The organism is Candidatus Symbiopectobacterium sp. NZEC135, from assembly GCF_025962695.1.
Genome location: NZ_JAGFPF010000014.1, coordinates 33162 through 48779 on the forward strand (window position 1 = coordinate 33162; position 15618 = coordinate 48779).

Here is a 15618-nt window from a genome sequence, read left to right on the forward strand (position 1 = left end):
GCTGAGAGGGTGCATTGCCCGCAGACGACGCGTTGTCGTTGTCCGTGTCAGTAAGGACAGTGCAGTACAGAACGGATTAATCGTCGCTCAATCCAAGGAAACGCACAATGGGGTCAAAATACTGTTCAAACCCAACAAAACTGTGGTTCCCGCCCGATTCCACCGTCTGGCGACACGCCGTGTAATACGCCACAGCCTGCCGATAATCCAGCACTTCATCCCCTGTCTGGAGCAAACACCACAGTAAATCTGGCGCCTCGAGTGATTCAATCTGCATCACTTTCAGGTCGTAAATATGCCGAGACTCTAGCACATATTCTTCACCTGTATAGGGGTTACAATATTCGCCGAGATGTCCCAGCAACAGTTCGAAGGGTTTTACCGCCGGATTGACGACCACGGCGGGCAAGGTAAAACATTGCGACAACCAGGTGGCGTAATAGCCGCCCAGCGATGATCCCACCAGACCAAGCGGATGCCCCGCCCGCGCCATCACCAACGATTCCAGCAGATCGGCCGCCTCCGCAGGATAGGGCGGCAGTTGCGGCACCAGCATTTCAATATGGGGATGGTGCTGCGCCAGCCATGCGGCCAGCGCCGTCGCTTTGGCCGATTTCGGCGTACTGTTGAAACCGTGGAGGTAGAGTAGCGTAGGCATTAATAGCCGTCCGAATCCATATCAGGCAAAAACTCGCTGCCGTTCAGGCGGTAAACGCGCGTCTCCAGCGAACCGTCTGATAACAGATCCAAATAGCGCCAGCCGGGACCAACATCGTCAATGGTAAAGTTGGTGCAGTGCGGTTTGAACTGCACACAGGTGGAAGGCGTCGCCATCAGTCTGCGCCCGTTCCAGTCAAGATCCAGCTCCTGATGAATATGTCCGCACAGCACATTTTTCACCTGCGGATAACGCGCCAGCACCGCATCCAGATGGTGGGCGTTACGCAGGCTGTGCTGATCGAGCCAGGTACAACCGGAAGCCAACGGATGGTGATGTAACAGCAACAGCGTATGACGCTCGGGAAAACGCAGCATGCTGCGCTCCAACCACTCGAGTTGATATTCGCTCAACTCGCCGTGGGGCACGCCAAACACCTGGCTGTCTAACAAAATGATCTGCCAGGCATCGCCCAACAGCACGTGCTTGGAAGGCGCGATGCCCGCCTGTGCCAACACATCCACCATCGCAGGCTGGAAATCATGATTTCCCGGCAGCCACACGCAAGGCGCGGATAACTGCGCAATGCCACGCGTAAAGTGGTGATAGGCCTCCTGCGAATGATCCTGAGCAAGATCTCCCGTTGCCACAATAAGGTCAACATCCTGCCCCTGCGCCTGAATGGCAGACAACACGGCATGGTAACTACGGTATGTGTTCACGCCGAGCAGTGTCTCGTGCTCGCCGGCAAACAAGTGGGTATCGGTTATTTGCAAAATCCTGATTCTGGCCCCACTCGCCACAGGAACTTTCAGCAGACTTTCCAAAAAATAGTATCCTTGGTTACTGAAATCTGTCTAACAGACGGGAATCGACATTTCGCGGTGCCGATGTAAAACCATGCGCCAGGCAGTACCTTAGCCAATCAGCAAGAAACTGATTAATTTGATGCTTTTCATCACGTTGATGCAATTTTTTATTCGGGTAATCATAACGTGCTTTAAAACGGTAGATCTGCTGACTGGCACACACTTCCGCAACCAGCGCGTCGTGGTAGAGCCGCACGCTCAACGTTGGCAGGCTCCAATAGCTGACAGCGGGCGCAATCTGCTGGATTTCAACCAATGAGGTATAACGCGTGGATTCCACTATTGTTAAGCGATAGCTTGCACTATTGACATGATAAACCGCACTTTCTCCGACTTCATCCTTTCGCGGCAATAAACGGCGTAATTGTGCGAAATTCATTTCGCACAGCCGCATCATGGCCGGAAAATCCGGGGTGTAGCGTTTCATCCGTTTACTCCGTCCACGCCTGTCTCAATTGCGTATGGTGCAACGCCAACCATTGCAGCGCAATGACAGACGCCGCGTTATCAATTATTCCACTTTCCACCCAGGCGTAGCTCTGTTCGCGGCTGACAACATGCACCCGAATGTCTTCATTCTCTTCGGCCAGACCGTGAATGCCCTGTGCGGCACGGGCATCCACTTCGCCCACCATCACCGCCAGACGCTCACTGGTGCCACCCGGGCTCGCCAGATAGCTGATGATCGGCTTACAGCGCCCAACATTGAGGCCGGCTTCTTCCTGCGCTTCACGTCGCGCCACCGCTTCCAGGCTCTCACCCGGTTCAATCATGCCGGCCACCAGTTCAAACAGCCACGGGGTCGGGCTGGTGTCATAAGCGGCAATACGGATCTGTTCTATCAGCACCACTTCATCGCGCACCGGATCATAGGGCAGCAACACAACCGCATGACCCCGCTCCAAAATTTCCCGGCTGACTTCACCGCTCATCTCCCCGTTAAACAATCGATGACGAAAACGGTAGCGCTCCAGCGAAAAAAAACCCTCGTACAGCGACTCTCGTGCAATAATTTCTACATCGTCTTTATGGAAAGTCGCCGGATGGGACACAGACACAGCCATACCTCAACTCCTTGCGAGCAACAGCAGGTACCGGGATGTGTCTCATGTATCATGATGGACATCATACTTGCGATGCTTTGTGATAAATTAAAACCTATTTGACCAAACGTTAGGGCCTGAGAGCAAATTAAACCCCCTAATGGGGTCGGTCAGGGGGAAGATGGCACGTTCAGCCAACTTATCCTATTGGCACATTCTGATAGAATCTGCCGGATTCGTTTTTTGACAGCGCTATCTCCGCTACATCGTTGCCTTAGCTGCACAACAAGGAATGCACATGAAGAAATTGCTCCCTCTTCTTATTGGTCTGAGCCTGAGCGGCTTTAGCGCCATGGGTCACGCGGAAAATCTGTTACAGGTCTATCAACAAGCCAAAACCACCAACCCGGATTTACGCAGCTCGGCTGCCACCCGTGATGCCGCTTTCGAGAAAATCAACGAGGCTCGCAGCCCGCTGTTGCCACAACTCGGGCTCGGAGCCGACTACGGTTACACCAAAGGTTTTCGTGATAGCAATGGCGTGAACAGCAACGTTACCAGCGGTGCCTTGCAGTTGAGCCAGACCCTGTTTGATATGTCGAAATGGCGCGCCTTGACGCTGCAAGAAAAGCAGGCAGGCATTCAAGATGTGACCTACCAGACGGCCCAACAGTCGCTGATCCTCACAACCGCTACCGCTTATTTCAACGTGCTGCGCGCCATTGATGCGCTCTCCTACGTTAACGCCCAGAAACAGGCGATTTACCGCCAGCTCGATCAAACCACCCAGCGCTTTAATGTTGGATTGGTGGCGATCACCGACGTACAGAACGCCCGTGCCCAATACGACAGCGTATTGGCCAATGAAGTCTCTGCACGCAACACGCTGGATAACGCGCTGGAAAATCTGCGTCAGGTCAGCGGCAACTTCTACCCGCAACTGGCAGGGCTGAATATCACCCGTTTCTCCACCGAGAAACCGGGAGTGATTGCCACCTTACTGAAAGATGCGGAAAACCATAACCTGAGCCTGTTGTCCGCGCGTCTCAGCCAGGATTTGGCGCGTGAGCAGATTCGCTCAGCGGAAACCGGTCATATGCCAACGCTGGATCTGACGGCTTCCTCCGGCGTCAGCAACACGCGTAACACCGGTTCTAATAATACTTCAAGAGATCTTGATGCAGGCCAAAACAAAATCGGCCTGTCATTAACCGTGCCGCTCTACAGCGGCGGTGCCACCAGTTCACGCGTGAAACAGGCGCAGCACAGCTTTGTCAGCGCCAGCGAACTGCTGGAAAGCGCACATCGCTCCGTGGTGCAGACCGTGCGCTCCTCGTTTAACAATATTTCTGCTTCGATCAGCAGCATCAACGCTTACAAACAGGCTGAAGTGTCTGCGCAAAGCTCTTTGGATGCGATGGAAGCAGGCTATCAGGTGGGTACGCGTACCATCGTTGACGTGTTGGATGCCACCACCACGTTATATAACGCCAAGCAGCAGCTTTCTAACGCGCGTTATGACTACCTGATCAACCAGTTGAACATTAAGTCAGCGTTGGGCACCTTGAATGAAAACGACTTGCAGGCGCTGAACGGCGCGTTAGGTCAGGACGTTTCCACGTCACCGGCCTTTACTGACAGCAGCGCACCGGAGCCGAAAGCACCGCGCGGCTAATCAGACAGCACGGTTCTGACGGTTGATAACCCAAAGGAGATACGCTGCGTATCTCCTTTTTGTTTGCCTTGGATTAATTCCACGCCGTCCAAGTGCGCAATAAAATGTATAGCAACGTAAAGAGCAGGCGTTCTGACAGGCGTAGTGCTTTAAATTCAGCCAGCCATCCCCTATGCTAATGCACACTTGGCACACCTTTGGCATTGACGCCTTACCCTCTGGGATAACCACATGAAACGTACAGAAAATATACAGAAGGACGCTTTCCGAAAAGGGTGGCGCTCCTATCGTCTGGCACCGGTTGCGCTTGCGATCAGCGCTGCCATTATTCTGGCCGGTTGCGAACAGACCGACGAAACCGTGTCGATGTATCAAAACGCGGATGACTGCTCGGCATCCAACCCATCCATGAGCGCACAGTGCACCACGGCGTACAACAACGCGCTGAAAGAAGCCGAAAAAACCGCACCGAAATACGCCAGCAAAGAAGACTGCGTCGCAGAATTTGGCGAAGCGCAATGTACGCCGGTGCCGGCTCAGGCAGGCGCTGCCGCTCAACCAACACAGACCAGCAGTTCCTGGATGCCGCTGATGGCCGGTTACATGATGGGCCGCATGATGGGCGGTGGCGCAGGCTTTGCCCAGCAGCCGCTGTTCTCATCCCGCTCTCCGGCAAGCCCGGCCAACGGTCAGTTCGTTGACGCCAGCGGTAAAAGCTACGGCGCCGCCACTTCCGGTCGTACCGTTACCGTGCCCAAAACAGCGCTGGCCCCTAAACCCGCGACCACTAACACCATCACCCGTGGCGGTTTTGGCGAAAGCGTTGCCAAGCAGACCAGTATGCAACGTAGCAGCGCCAGCACCGGTTCCAGCTCCTCTTCTCGCAGTATGGGTGGCTAAGGAACATAAGCATGAAGCGCGTAGATATTGCCGAACGCCCGGATTGGCGTGAAAAGGCGACAGAGTTTGGTTTCAACTTTCACACCATGTACGGCGAGCCCTACTGGTGTGAAAATGCTTACTATCAGTTCACGTTGGCGCAAATTGAGGAGTTGGAAGCAGCAACCGCCGAACTGCACCAAATGTGTCTGCAAGTGGTCGAAAAGGTGGTCAGCAGCGATGCATTGCTGACCAAATTCTGCATTCCCAAGCACACCTGGGAATTTGTCAGAAGCTCCTGGCGCAGCCAGCAGCCTTCGCTCTACTCGCGCCTCGATCTGGCCTATGACGGAAAAGGCCCGGCCAAGCTGCTGGAAAACAATGCCGATACGCCGACATCGCTGTATGAGGCGGCCTTTTTTCAATGGCTGTGGCTGGAAGATCAGAAAGAGGCCGGTAAGCTGCCACAGGATGCCGATCAGTACAACAGCATTCAGGAAGCGCTGATCGCTCGCTTTGAAGAACTGCGCCTCAATCACGGCTTCGGCCTGCTGCATATGGCCTGCTGTCAGGATACTGAAGAAGATCGCGGCACAGTGCAATACCTTCAGGATTGCGCGCTGGAGGCGGGCTTGCCCACAGAGTTTCTCTTTATGGAAGAGATCGGGCTGGGTGAAAAAGGCCAATTCACCGATATGCAAAACCAGGTGATCGGCAACCTGTTCAAGCTCTACCCGTGGGAATTCATGCTGCGCGAAATATTTTCCACCAAGTTGGAAGATGCGGGTGTGCGCTGGCTGGAACCGGCCTGGAAAAGCATCATTTCTAACAAGGCGTTGCTGCCGATGCTGTGGGAAATGTTCCCCAACCATCCCAACCTGCTGCCCGCCTACTTCGCTGATGACGATCATCCTCCACTCGACAGCTACGTGGTTAAACCGCTGTTCTCACGTGAAGGTGCCAACATTCAGATCGTGAAAAACGGGCAGCAGATCGCCTCCGTTGACGGCCCTTACGGCGAAGAAGGCAAGATCGTTCAACAGTATCACCCACTGCCAACCTTTGGTGACAGCCATACGGTGATCGGCAGTTGGTTGGTCAACGATCAGCCGTGCGGCATTGGTCTGCGCGAAGATCGGGAACTGATCACTCAGGATCTGTCACGCTTTTACCCGCACATCATTCTGGACTGATTCCCGCCATCAGGAAAAGCCACTGAACTCAGTGGCTTTTTTCTTAGCGTTACTGCACTAATACCATGATGTAATTGAATTAATTCCTAAAAATATTAAAGTACATGTCCTCTTCGCCGATATTCAATAGCGTTATTTACCTCATGGAAAAAGGACTTTTATGAAAAAGCGACTTCTGTCTGCGCTGCTGCTTTGCGCCGTCAGCACCCTGTTTACCGCCCATGCCGCCAGCACTGCCTCTCTGCCAGCCGATGTTAAAGCCATCTACGATGAAGATACCGATCTGGTAAAACGCGCAGAACAGGGCGATCTCGAAGCGCAGAACCGCCTGGCGTATAACCTGACCACCAGCGGTTCAGACAGCGCCTGGAAAGAAGGGTTTGTGTGGCTGAAACGCGCAGCAGATGGTGGGCATGTGCCCTCGCAGTTTGCCGTAGGCAAAACCTACTTTACGTCGAAAAGAATTCCGCACGATCCACAGCAGGGGCAGGTGTACCTGACCAAAGCGGCCGATGCTAATCTACCTATCGCGCAAATGGCACTGGCAAGCCTGCTCGCCGACGGCAAAGCGTTGAAGAAGGATGCTAAAGCATCGGCGTTTTGGGCAAACCGCCTGCTGAACAACGCTAAAGCGTCCGAGAGTCACAAAAAGACAGCGCAGGATATTTTAGACTCGCTTAAAAACGGCTAATTAGCGTTTATGCCTATACCCTAAATAATTCATGTTGCAGGACAAAACGTTTACGTTTTGAACAGCGCTTGCGCTGGCCCTTTAGGACGAGGCTCATTTATGAGTCTCGTAATGCAGCAAGTGAATGACAAATTTGTCTGGAACAAATTTGAACAGCGCCTGCGCTGGTCCATAAGGTGAACCTCAGGGGTAAGGTTCATTCATCCCGATGAGCTTACTCAGGTAAGTGATTCGGGTGAGTGAGCGTAGCCAACACACCTGCAACTTGGAGTCTGACGTGTACAAACTAAGAATGTTAGTCGCTGGGCAAGCCCACAGCATGTGGGCTTATTTAGGTACTGGTCTGTACTAAATGGAATGAACTCGGCTTCCCTTGAACGCGCTGAGGGGTTGCTCACACGACAATTTTTCAGTGAGGTGTTTTTGCATCTCCATAAGATTAAGCGCCATCTGATTACTCATTAACCGGTTTTGTGTCAAATCGGACATGATAGATCCCATCATATCAAAATCATCCAAGTTGCATGCCAACAATATTTTTTCCAGTTCAGGAAATCTAGAGTAAAAATCATGAAAAATAATGTTCTTGTTATTATCATTTAAGCCACACTGACTGTTGTCTCTTGAAGGCGTTAAGTGAAGGATATCTTGATAATCAGCAATAAAATACCGTCCATCAATAACTATATCGTTCAACATAATATCCATCCTTATTTTTTTAATAATATGATTATCTATTGAGAGAGTGACCGTTCTATTCTCAGTATCAAATTCGGTATGAAAGCGATCTTTGTGTGTTTCGCCTGCGTAGGACTTAAGCTTTTCAAAAACCGAAATTACGCCATATCAACTGTTAGACGAGGCATCATTTTTCTCATTTTTTTCAATGCCATGACAAGCTATTCTATCCTGATAAAGAATGTCAAATAACGTTTGTAACGCGCGTTCTTTTTTTTCTGTTCTAAACAGGTCTTTAAATTTATCCCATAATCCCATATACGTGGCGTCGTATCGATTACCAATCAATAAATGGGAAACCCTCGAGTAATTAAGTTCACAGCCATTTATGTTTATTGACATTTTATTTCTTCTATATGATTAATTAAAACATAATAATATAAACATCAGATTGAGCCACCACCAGGTTATAACCCTATACGCCAATAGGGTTTAATGACGATATAACTTATCATCGCTGAAAATACCTTTCGCGATGAGCATGCGGCTAATCAATCACTGCGGTTTTTATTTTCGGAAAAAAAAGCCCGCGTATAAACGCGGGCCCGATGTTCACATTTAACCGCCAATTTGTACCGACAGCATACTCAATGCTCCCATCACAATACCATCGACGGGCACCGTGATGGGCTCTTTGCCATCCCAACTGCCCAGCACATAGAGCAGCGGTAAAAAGTGGTCGGGCGTCGGGTTCGACAACGCCGCCCCTTTATGTTGCATAAAGTCCACCAGCGGGTGGTTATCTCCCTGGTAGTTCAGGTTGTCTTTGACAAACTGATTGAAGGAAACCGCCCAGTCATAAGGCGCAGCATCGCCATCCCATTTCACCATACGCAGGTTATGCACCACGTTGCCGCTGGCGACAATCATATAGCCCTCATCACGCAGTGCTGCCAGTTTAGTACCCAACTGGTAGTGGTACTCTGCCGATTGCGTGCCGTCCACGCTCAGTTGCACCACAGGAATATCCGCATCCGGGTACATCTTGATCAACACGCCCCAGGAGCCGTGGTCAAACCCCCATTGCTCGTGGTCAGCAATCACCGGCAGCGGTGCCAACGCCTGTTGAATGCGCTCCGCCAATTCAGGCGATCCCGGTGCCGGATACTGGGTATCAAACAGCGCCTGCGGGAAACCGCCAAAATCGTGGATGGTGCGCGGTTTCTCCATCGCTGTTACCGCCGTGCCACGGGTGTACCAGTGGGCCGAGACCGCGATAATGCCTTTCGGACGCGGCAGGGTTTCGCCTAATTGACGCCATGCGCGCGTATATTCATTCTCTTCCAACACGTTCATCGGGCTACCATGGCCGAGAAACAGTGCGGGCATCCGGGAAGTGTTCATAGAAGTATCCTTAGTGAGCCATATTGATGTGCCAGTGCACTCGATAGGATTACTCTACGCCCTTTTCCACCGGGAGAAAGTCACCGGCGCGTGATGAAGAACATCAATAAATTTGAATCATCACGGTTGGACTTCAGCCATTTTCAAACCAGCACTTTCGCTACTTACGTTCACACTGCCACCCCCTTTCCCGCCATTCGAGGCTGTGCGTAAGCCTCAAACCAGAAAGGAAGGCTTCATCGTGCGATACCACAATCATTGCGCCCGGAAATGTGGACAAGGCGACCTCAATTGCCTGCGTTGACGTCAGATCGAGATGGTTGGTGGGTTCATCCAACAACAGCAATTGCGCGGCATCGCGACGCCAAAGAACGCAAGCCAGAGCGGCCTTCAAACGCTCACCGCCGCTCAATGCCGCCAAAGGTAGACCCACTTTATTCGCATCCAGTTGCAGTTGCGCCAGCCGGGTACGCAGGACGCCCTCCTCCAGCGGCGTATCGTCGGCATTAAGATGCGCCAGTACCGACAACGAGAGATCCAAACGTGACAAATGCTGATCAAGATAAACCGTGGTGACTGAAACCCGACAGTCTCCCGATACCGGCGTTTCATCGCCCATAATCACCTTGAGCAGGGTCGATTTACCACAGCCGTTTGGTCCGCGCAGCGCTATTCGCATCGGGCCATCCATCCTCCAATTGAAAGGCGCATTCGTGATGTGGGGCAATACGAGATCATCCATCACCAACACGGGTTTATTGGGAGCAACATGGCTACCTGGCAGCGTGAATAATATCGGGCTATCTTCCTCGACCCGTCCTCGCATTTCACAGACAGCAGCATTAAGCACATCATGTTGCTCACGGTGCTGCTTACGCAGCGTGCCTAAACGCGCTTTTGCTGCCGCTTTGTATTGCACCCGCTCAAATGACGCGATATTCAGTGAATCTACCGTGCGTAAGGTCTGTGCCGAACGCCGCTGGCTGGCATCATGCTCTTTTTGCAAACGCAGGCGGGTGCGCCGACGCTCGGTGGTCGCGTGTTCCAATGCCGCCTGAGCAGCCTGCTGCTCAGTCTGGCGCTGCCGCTGATAGTCATCATAATTGCCGCCGTAGTGACGCAACCCCATCGGGGTCAGTTCCACAATGCGCGGCATCATCGCCAGCAGTTCACGATCGTGCGTCGCCACCAATGCACCACCGCGTCGCTGGGAAAGCTTGTCGTAAAACCACGCTCTCGCCTGTCGATCGAGATGGTTCGTCGGCTCATCAAGCAGTAAATAGTCAGCATCTGCCATAAAAGCCGCGCACAGCAGTGCCCGCACGCGTTCACCGCCGCTCAGTTCGGCAGCGCGTTTATCAGGAACAAATGCTGGCAGGCGGGCTTCGGCAAACGCTGCCGCCAAACGCTCGGGTAGATCCCAAGCGCCGTCCAGATGTTCAAGATCCTCAGGCTGATAGTCGCCTGATTCAATGCGCTGACGCGCGGCAAAAAGGTCCCGGTACCCCAGCAGTTCAGCCAACGTTGTGGTTGATAAAATCCTGTGTTGCTGAGCAACATAAGCGAGGGAACCCACGCGTTCAATATGACCGGAAGCGGGGGCGTCAAGTCCTGCCAGCAGACGCAGCAGCGATGTTTTTCCGCAGCCATTACGCCCGACCAAGCCGCACAATGAGGGGTCGAGCGACAGCGTCAGCGGACCAAAAAGTGTCAAGCCGGTCGCAAATTGACAGGTGACCTGATGCAAAAGAAAAGCAGGGGATTGCGCACAATGAGCCATAAGCACTCCTGAATGAAATCAATAACCACCCCCGATAACGCATTCGCGTTAGCAAGGATCCGAATTCATCAGTCGTGTTTGTTCATTTTCCGTGTGTGCTCCGGTGAGACGAGAAGTTCGTCGCAGCAAAGGTTAACGGACCCCAAGCCCTGACTCAAGGTTATTTTTTTATCCCGTTGAGCGATGAGATAGATAAGCACTCCGGCAATCATGCATGGAGATACAACCCCTTGCGCGCAAACATCTGCCGAAGCGCTGGGGAATAAGAGGCCACAGGGTGAGCGGTGTGGGGTTGCTGACAAACCACGTTCTTTTCATGGAAAGCGTCGTGGACAGTCATTCATCCTCACACGCATTTATAAGCAAAAACCCCGCCGAAGCGGGGTTTTTTAAGAGGTGAAGTCGACCGATAAGCCGGGTTCTGTCGTGGACAGTCATTCATCTAGGCCAGCACTCACGCACTGGCTCAAGCAGCCTACCCGGGTTCAGTACGGGCCGTACCATGTGAACCCCTATTTGGCCTTGCTCCGGGTGGAGTTTACCGTGCCGCGAACGGTTACCCGCCGCGCGGTGCGCTCTTACCGCACCCTTTCACCCTTACCTGATCCCACTTGCGTGGGCCATCGGCGGTTTGCTCTCTGTTGCACTGGTCGTAGGTTTTACCCTCCCAGGCGTTACCTGGCACCCTGCCCTATGGAGCCCGGACTTTCCTCCCCTCCACGCGTATCCCCCGAAAGGGACAACCATGAAGCGGCGACTGTCTGGTCAACTTCGGCGCGAATGATAGGCGAATTAGTCTCGATTGTCATCCTCTGCGTCGTCATCCGCCTCATTTTGCGCCAACGCATAGCGATACAGTGCATTCTTTTTCACGCCGTGGATTTCCGCCGCCAGCGCCGCCGCCTTTTTCAGCGGCAATTCAGCGCGCAGCAATTCCAGAGTACGCAGCGCTTCCGCTGAAAGCGCGCTCTCATCCGGTTGGAAACCTTCAACGATCAGCACCATCTCACCCTTGCGGCGATTTTCGTCTTCTCGCACCCAAGCCAACAGTTCACCCACCGGGGCCCCCTGAATCGACTCCCAGGTTTTGGTCAGTTCGCGTGCCAACACCACATAACGCGCCTCCCCCAGCACCGTTGCCATATCGGCCAGGCTATCAATCAAACGGTGGGTGGACTCGTAGAAAATCAGCGTGCGTGTCTCTTCAGACAGTTGCAGTAAACGGTCCTGACGCGCTTTGGTTTTGGCGGGCAGAAACCCTTCGTAACAAAAACGATCCGAGGCAATGCCCGCCGCCGACAGCGCCGTGATCGCCGCGCACGGCCCCGGCAATGGCACAACACGCACGCCCGCTTCGCGACAGCGGCGCACCAGATGGTAACCGGGATCGTTAATCAGCGGCGTCCCCGCATCAGACACCAGCGCAATGGATTGTCCTTGTTGAAGCTTAGCCAGCAGATGATCGGCCTTTTGCTGCTCATTGTGATCGTGCAGTGCAAATAAGCGCGCACTGATGGCAAAATGTTGCAATAACAGGCCGGTATGGCGCGTATCTTCCGCGGCAACCACATCCACCCCACGCAGTACGCTCAGTGCACGTTCTGTGATGTCGCCCAGATTGCCAATGGGCGTTGGCACAATGTAAAGCGTGGATGCAGAAATGTCTGCTTGTTGTTCATGATTCATTGTTTCATCCGGGTTGCCGATTTAATATTGAGCATCTTTATAAAAAAACCACTGGATACAGTATGCTTCCCAATCATTTCGTCCGTTCGCAAACAGGGCGTATCGCGTCTGTGTTATTCGCGGCGCTGCTTCTTGCGGGATGTCCAGGCCAGGCGCCACAGCCGCCTTCACCTGATGTTCAAGGTCAGGCCGGAGCTTCCTCTTACTACTACCTGCAACAAATGGAGCAAAGCCGAGATAATAACAAGGCTGGCTGGCAATTACTTGCGATTCGTGCCCTGGTCCAAGAAGGAAAGCTCCCTCAGGCCACCGAGCAGTTCAACGCACTGCCTGCGCAGTTGGCACAACCGCAGCAGCGTGAGCAGCAACTGCTGAAAGCGGAAATTGCCGCCGCTAACAACGACAGCAACGGTACTGCCGCCGCCCTGCAAGGGCTGGACGTCAGCGCACTCTCCGCCGATCAACAGGCGCGTTACTACCAGGCGCAGATCAACGCGCATCAAGGCCAGCCCTCTGCTGACCTGCTACGTGCCTATATCGCCCAAGAGCCGCAGTTGAAAGGCGATGAGCATCAAAAAAATATCGATCAGACCTGGGTAGCCCTGACGCAGATGTCTGCACAGGCAGCCAGCGGTGTGCTGATCAACGCCAATGAGAACGTGCTGGCCGGATGGATGGATTTGCTCACCACCTACCAGAACAACCGCGAGTCGAGCGATCAGTTAAAAGCCGCACTGAGCGATTGGCAGACGCGCTATCCGCGCCATCCGGCGGCACAAACGCTGCCGACACCGCTGGCATCCGGCCAGACCGCCTTACCGGTCGCCGGTGGTGGCGTCGGCGGTGGTATCGCCCTGCTGCTGCCGCTCAACGGTCAGGCTCAGGTGTTCGCCAATGCCATCCAACTGGGCTTTAATGCGGCGAAAAGCGGCCAGGCCAGCATGGCGTACAGCGCGCCTGCCGATACGGCCCCCGCAGCAACAGGCAACGGGGCAGTAACCTCAATCAATGCCCCGTACGCTACGCCAGCCAGCGTGTCACCGGCCCCTGAAGCCGCCAGCGGCGTGTCTGTGAAAGTCTACGACACCACGTCGCAGCCTGTAGCAAATCTGGTCGCGCAAGCGCAGAAGGATGGTGCATCACTGATTGTTGGACCGTTGCTGAAAAACGATGTTGAGCAACTCACCGGTCAGCAAACCACCGTGAACATTCTGGCGCTCAATCAGCCCGAGCATGTTCAAAACACCCCTAACATGTGTTTCTTTGCTCTGTCGCCGGAAGATGAGGCGCGCGACGCGGCGCAATTTATTCACCGCCAAGGCAAACAACAGCCGCTGCTGCTGGTGCCACGCGGCGCGTTGGGCGATCGCGTGATCAATGCCTTTGCCCAAGCCTGGCAAAGCCAAGGCGGTAATACGCTGCTGCAACAACGCTTTGGCAATACCGCAGAGCTGAAACAGGCCATCAACAGCGGTGCTGGGTTGAGTCTGAACGGTCAGCCCGTCAATGTGATGTCCTCAGCGGCACAGCCGGGCACCACCATCGGCGGGTTAACCATTCCGGCACAGATTGAACCCACCGTCAGCACCAGCGGCAGCGGCAATGTCGACGCGGTTTATATTTTGGCGACACCGGATGAATTGGCGCTGATTAAACCGATGATCGATATGCGCACCACCTCGCAGTCACGCCCGGCGTTGTACGCCAGCTCGCGCAGCTTCCAGGCCGGGTTGGGGCCAGATTTCCGTCTTGAGATGGAAGGTCTTCAGTTCAGTGAGATCCCCTTGCTGGCAGGCAGCAACCCGGCGCTGATGCAACAGGTGGCGAGCCAGTTCAAGAATGACTACTCACTGGTGCGTCTCTATGCCATGGGGATGGATGCCTGGGCGTTGGCGAACCATTTTGCTGATTTACGGCAGTCATCCAGCCAGCAAATTACGGGCGCAACGGGCACGTTAACCGCCAGTGCAGATTGCGTCATCAATCGCCAATTAACCTGGCTGCAATATCGTCAGGGCCAACTGGTGCCCGCTCCCTGAATCGGCGAGCGACAGGCTCACGCTATGAACAGCACGCCCGGCGCTATCTGGAACAGTACGCCGGGCTGACGTTCGTTGCCGCCAACGTGAGTTATCGCGGCGGTGAGCTGGATTTGATTATGCGGGATGGACACACCTGGGTCTTTGTTGAGGTCCGTTACCGCAAAAATGCGCAATTTGGTTCGGCAGCGGAGAGTGTGACGCCCCGCAAACAACAGCGGTTACTGCGGGCGGCAGCACTATGGCTGGCGCAGCGACAGCAGAGTTTTGACACGACAAGCTGCCGATTCGATATACTGGCGATTACCGGCGAACACTATGATTGGTTGCCAAACGCCTTTGGCGCGTAAACACCGCATCTGGACGGTGTCGTTGTCAGAGAAAAGATCGCATTGCTCAATGGATCGCTTGGAAAATAGGTTAACGCACCGTGCTGGATAGAATAAAAGTCTGTTTCACCGAAAGTATTCAAACACAAATCGCCGCAGCGGAAGCCCTACCCGATGCGATCGCCAGAGCAGCCACTGCACTGGTGCACTCCTTACTCAACGGTAACAAAATCCTGTGCTGTGGCAATGGGACTTCCGCCGCTAACGCACAGCATTTTGCCGCCAGCATGATCAACCGCTTCGAAGCGGAGCGCCCCAGTTTACCGGCGATTGCACTAAATGCGGATAATGTGGTCTTAACCGCGATAGCAAACGATCGTCTGCATGAAGAAGTGTACGCAAAACAGGTGCGTGCATTGGGGCAAGCGGGCGATATTTTGCTGGCGATCTCCACCCGAGGCAATAGCCGGGATATTGTGAAAGCCGTGGAAGCCGCGGTAACGCGTGATATGACGATTGTCGCGCTGACCGGTTACGACGGCGGGGAACTTGCCGGTTTACTTGGGCCGCAGGATGTTGAAATACGTATACCTTCACATCGCAGTGCGCGTGTGCAGGAGATGCACATGCTGACCGTTAATTGCCTGTGCGATTTGATTGATAATTCCCTTTTCCCACACCAGAACGATTAAGG

At 53.7% G+C, this 15618-nt stretch carries 16 protein-coding genes and 1 other RNA gene; 7 read left to right on the plus strand and 10 right to left on the minus strand.

The features are described 5' to 3' along the window. Positions 1-76: 76 nt before the first annotated feature. Genes yqiA through nudF form a run of 4 tightly spaced genes read right to left on the minus strand, consistent with a single transcriptional unit; the run spans position 77 to position 2591 of the window. Positions 77-658: an esterase YqiA gene (yqiA, locus tag J5224_RS09880; RefSeq protein WP_264625216.1), complete on the minus strand. Its 582-nt coding sequence runs from the start codon at positions 656-658 to the stop codon at positions 77-79. After that, a complete protein-coding gene (gene cpdA / locus J5224_RS09885; protein ID WP_264625217.1) occupies positions 658-1485 on the minus strand; it encodes a 3',5'-cyclic-AMP phosphodiesterase in 828 nt (275 codons plus the stop codon). The genes yqiA and cpdA overlap by 1 nt, the downstream gene beginning before the upstream one ends. Positions 1486-1501: 16 nt before the next feature. Next, positions 1502-1954: a DUF1249 family protein gene (locus tag J5224_RS09890; protein ID WP_264625218.1), complete on the minus strand. Its 453-nt coding sequence runs from the start codon at positions 1952-1954 to the stop codon at positions 1502-1504. Between the two features lie 4 nt (positions 1955-1958). Further along, complete coding sequence (gene nudF, locus J5224_RS09895; RefSeq protein WP_264625219.1) at positions 1959-2591, minus strand: ADP-ribose diphosphatase; 633 nt, start codon at positions 2589-2591, stop codon at positions 1959-1961. Positions 2592-2868: 277 nt separating this feature from the next. Between nudF and tolC the strand changes: the two genes are divergently transcribed. The 4 genes from tolC to J5224_RS09915 all read left to right on the plus strand — a co-directional run bounded on the left by tolC (position 2869) and on the right by J5224_RS09915 (position 7008). Further along, positions 2869-4245: an outer membrane channel protein TolC gene (gene tolC / locus J5224_RS09900; protein WP_264625220.1), complete on the plus strand. Its 1377-nt coding sequence runs from the start codon at positions 2869-2871 to the stop codon at positions 4243-4245. Between the two features lie 231 nt (positions 4246-4476). Continuing rightward, positions 4477-5145 (plus strand): DUF1190 family protein, encoded by a 669-nt coding sequence (locus J5224_RS09905; protein WP_264625221.1) that lies wholly within the window; start codon positions 4477-4479, stop codon positions 5143-5145. Positions 5146-5156: 11 nt separating this feature from the next. Then, a complete protein-coding gene (locus tag J5224_RS09910; RefSeq protein WP_264625222.1) occupies positions 5157-6317 on the plus strand; it encodes a glutathionylspermidine synthase family protein in 1161 nt (386 codons plus the stop codon). 160 nt (positions 6318-6477) lie between these two features. Beyond that, positions 6478-7008 (plus strand): tetratricopeptide repeat protein, encoded by a 531-nt coding sequence (locus J5224_RS09915; RefSeq protein ID WP_264625223.1) that lies wholly within the window; start codon positions 6478-6480, stop codon positions 7006-7008. 348 nt (positions 7009-7356) lie between these two features. On the opposite strand, the gene J5224_RS09920 is transcribed toward J5224_RS09915, so the two are convergent. From J5224_RS09920 to rsmI, 6 genes are all read right to left on the minus strand, one after another. Continuing rightward, positions 7357-7707 carry a hypothetical protein gene (locus J5224_RS09920; protein ID WP_264625224.1) on the minus strand — a complete coding sequence of 117 codons (351 nt, stop codon included), beginning with the start codon at positions 7705-7707 and terminating at the stop codon, positions 7357-7359. 147 nt (positions 7708-7854) lie between these two features. Beyond that, entirely contained in the window at positions 7855-8088 is a 234-nt protein-coding gene (locus J5224_RS35780) for a hypothetical protein (protein WP_413544661.1), read from the minus strand. A gap of 216 nt (positions 8089-8304) precedes the next feature. Beyond that, entirely contained in the window at positions 8305-9090 is a 786-nt protein-coding gene (gene ygiD, locus J5224_RS09925) for a 4,5-DOPA dioxygenase extradiol (RefSeq protein WP_264625225.1), read from the minus strand. 160 nt (positions 9091-9250) lie between these two features. Further along, positions 9251-10870, minus strand: coding sequence for an ABC-F family ATP-binding cassette domain-containing protein (locus tag J5224_RS09930; protein ID WP_264625226.1), 1620 nt, complete (start codon positions 10868-10870; stop codon positions 9251-9253). A 394-nt stretch (positions 10871-11264) separates the two neighbouring features. Further along, positions 11265-11643: RNase P RNA component class A (rnpB, locus tag J5224_RS09935), an RNA gene on the minus strand. 19 nt (positions 11644-11662) lie between these two features. Further along, complete coding sequence (gene rsmI, locus J5224_RS09940; RefSeq protein ID WP_264625227.1) at positions 11663-12556, minus strand: 16S rRNA (cytidine(1402)-2'-O)-methyltransferase; 894 nt, start codon at positions 12554-12556, stop codon at positions 11663-11665. 62 nt (positions 12557-12618) lie between these two features. Here rsmI and J5224_RS09945 point away from each other — a divergent pair, with 62 nt between their 5' ends. The 3 genes from J5224_RS09945 (at position 12619) to diaA (ending at position 15616) form a co-directional block, all read left to right on the plus strand. Next, positions 12619-14595, plus strand: a complete 1977-nt coding sequence (locus J5224_RS09945) for a penicillin-binding protein activator (protein WP_264625228.1) — start codon at positions 12619-12621, stop codon at positions 14593-14595. After that, a complete protein-coding gene (locus J5224_RS09950; RefSeq protein ID WP_264625259.1) occupies positions 14592-14945 on the plus strand; it encodes a YraN family protein in 354 nt (117 codons plus the stop codon). Before J5224_RS09945 ends, J5224_RS09950 begins: the two co-directional genes overlap by 4 nt. Positions 14946-15025: 80 nt before the next feature. Beyond that, positions 15026-15616, plus strand: coding sequence for a DnaA initiator-associating protein DiaA (gene diaA, locus J5224_RS09955; RefSeq protein WP_195314305.1), 591 nt, complete (start codon positions 15026-15028; stop codon positions 15614-15616). Positions 15617-15618: the final 2 nt, after the last annotated feature.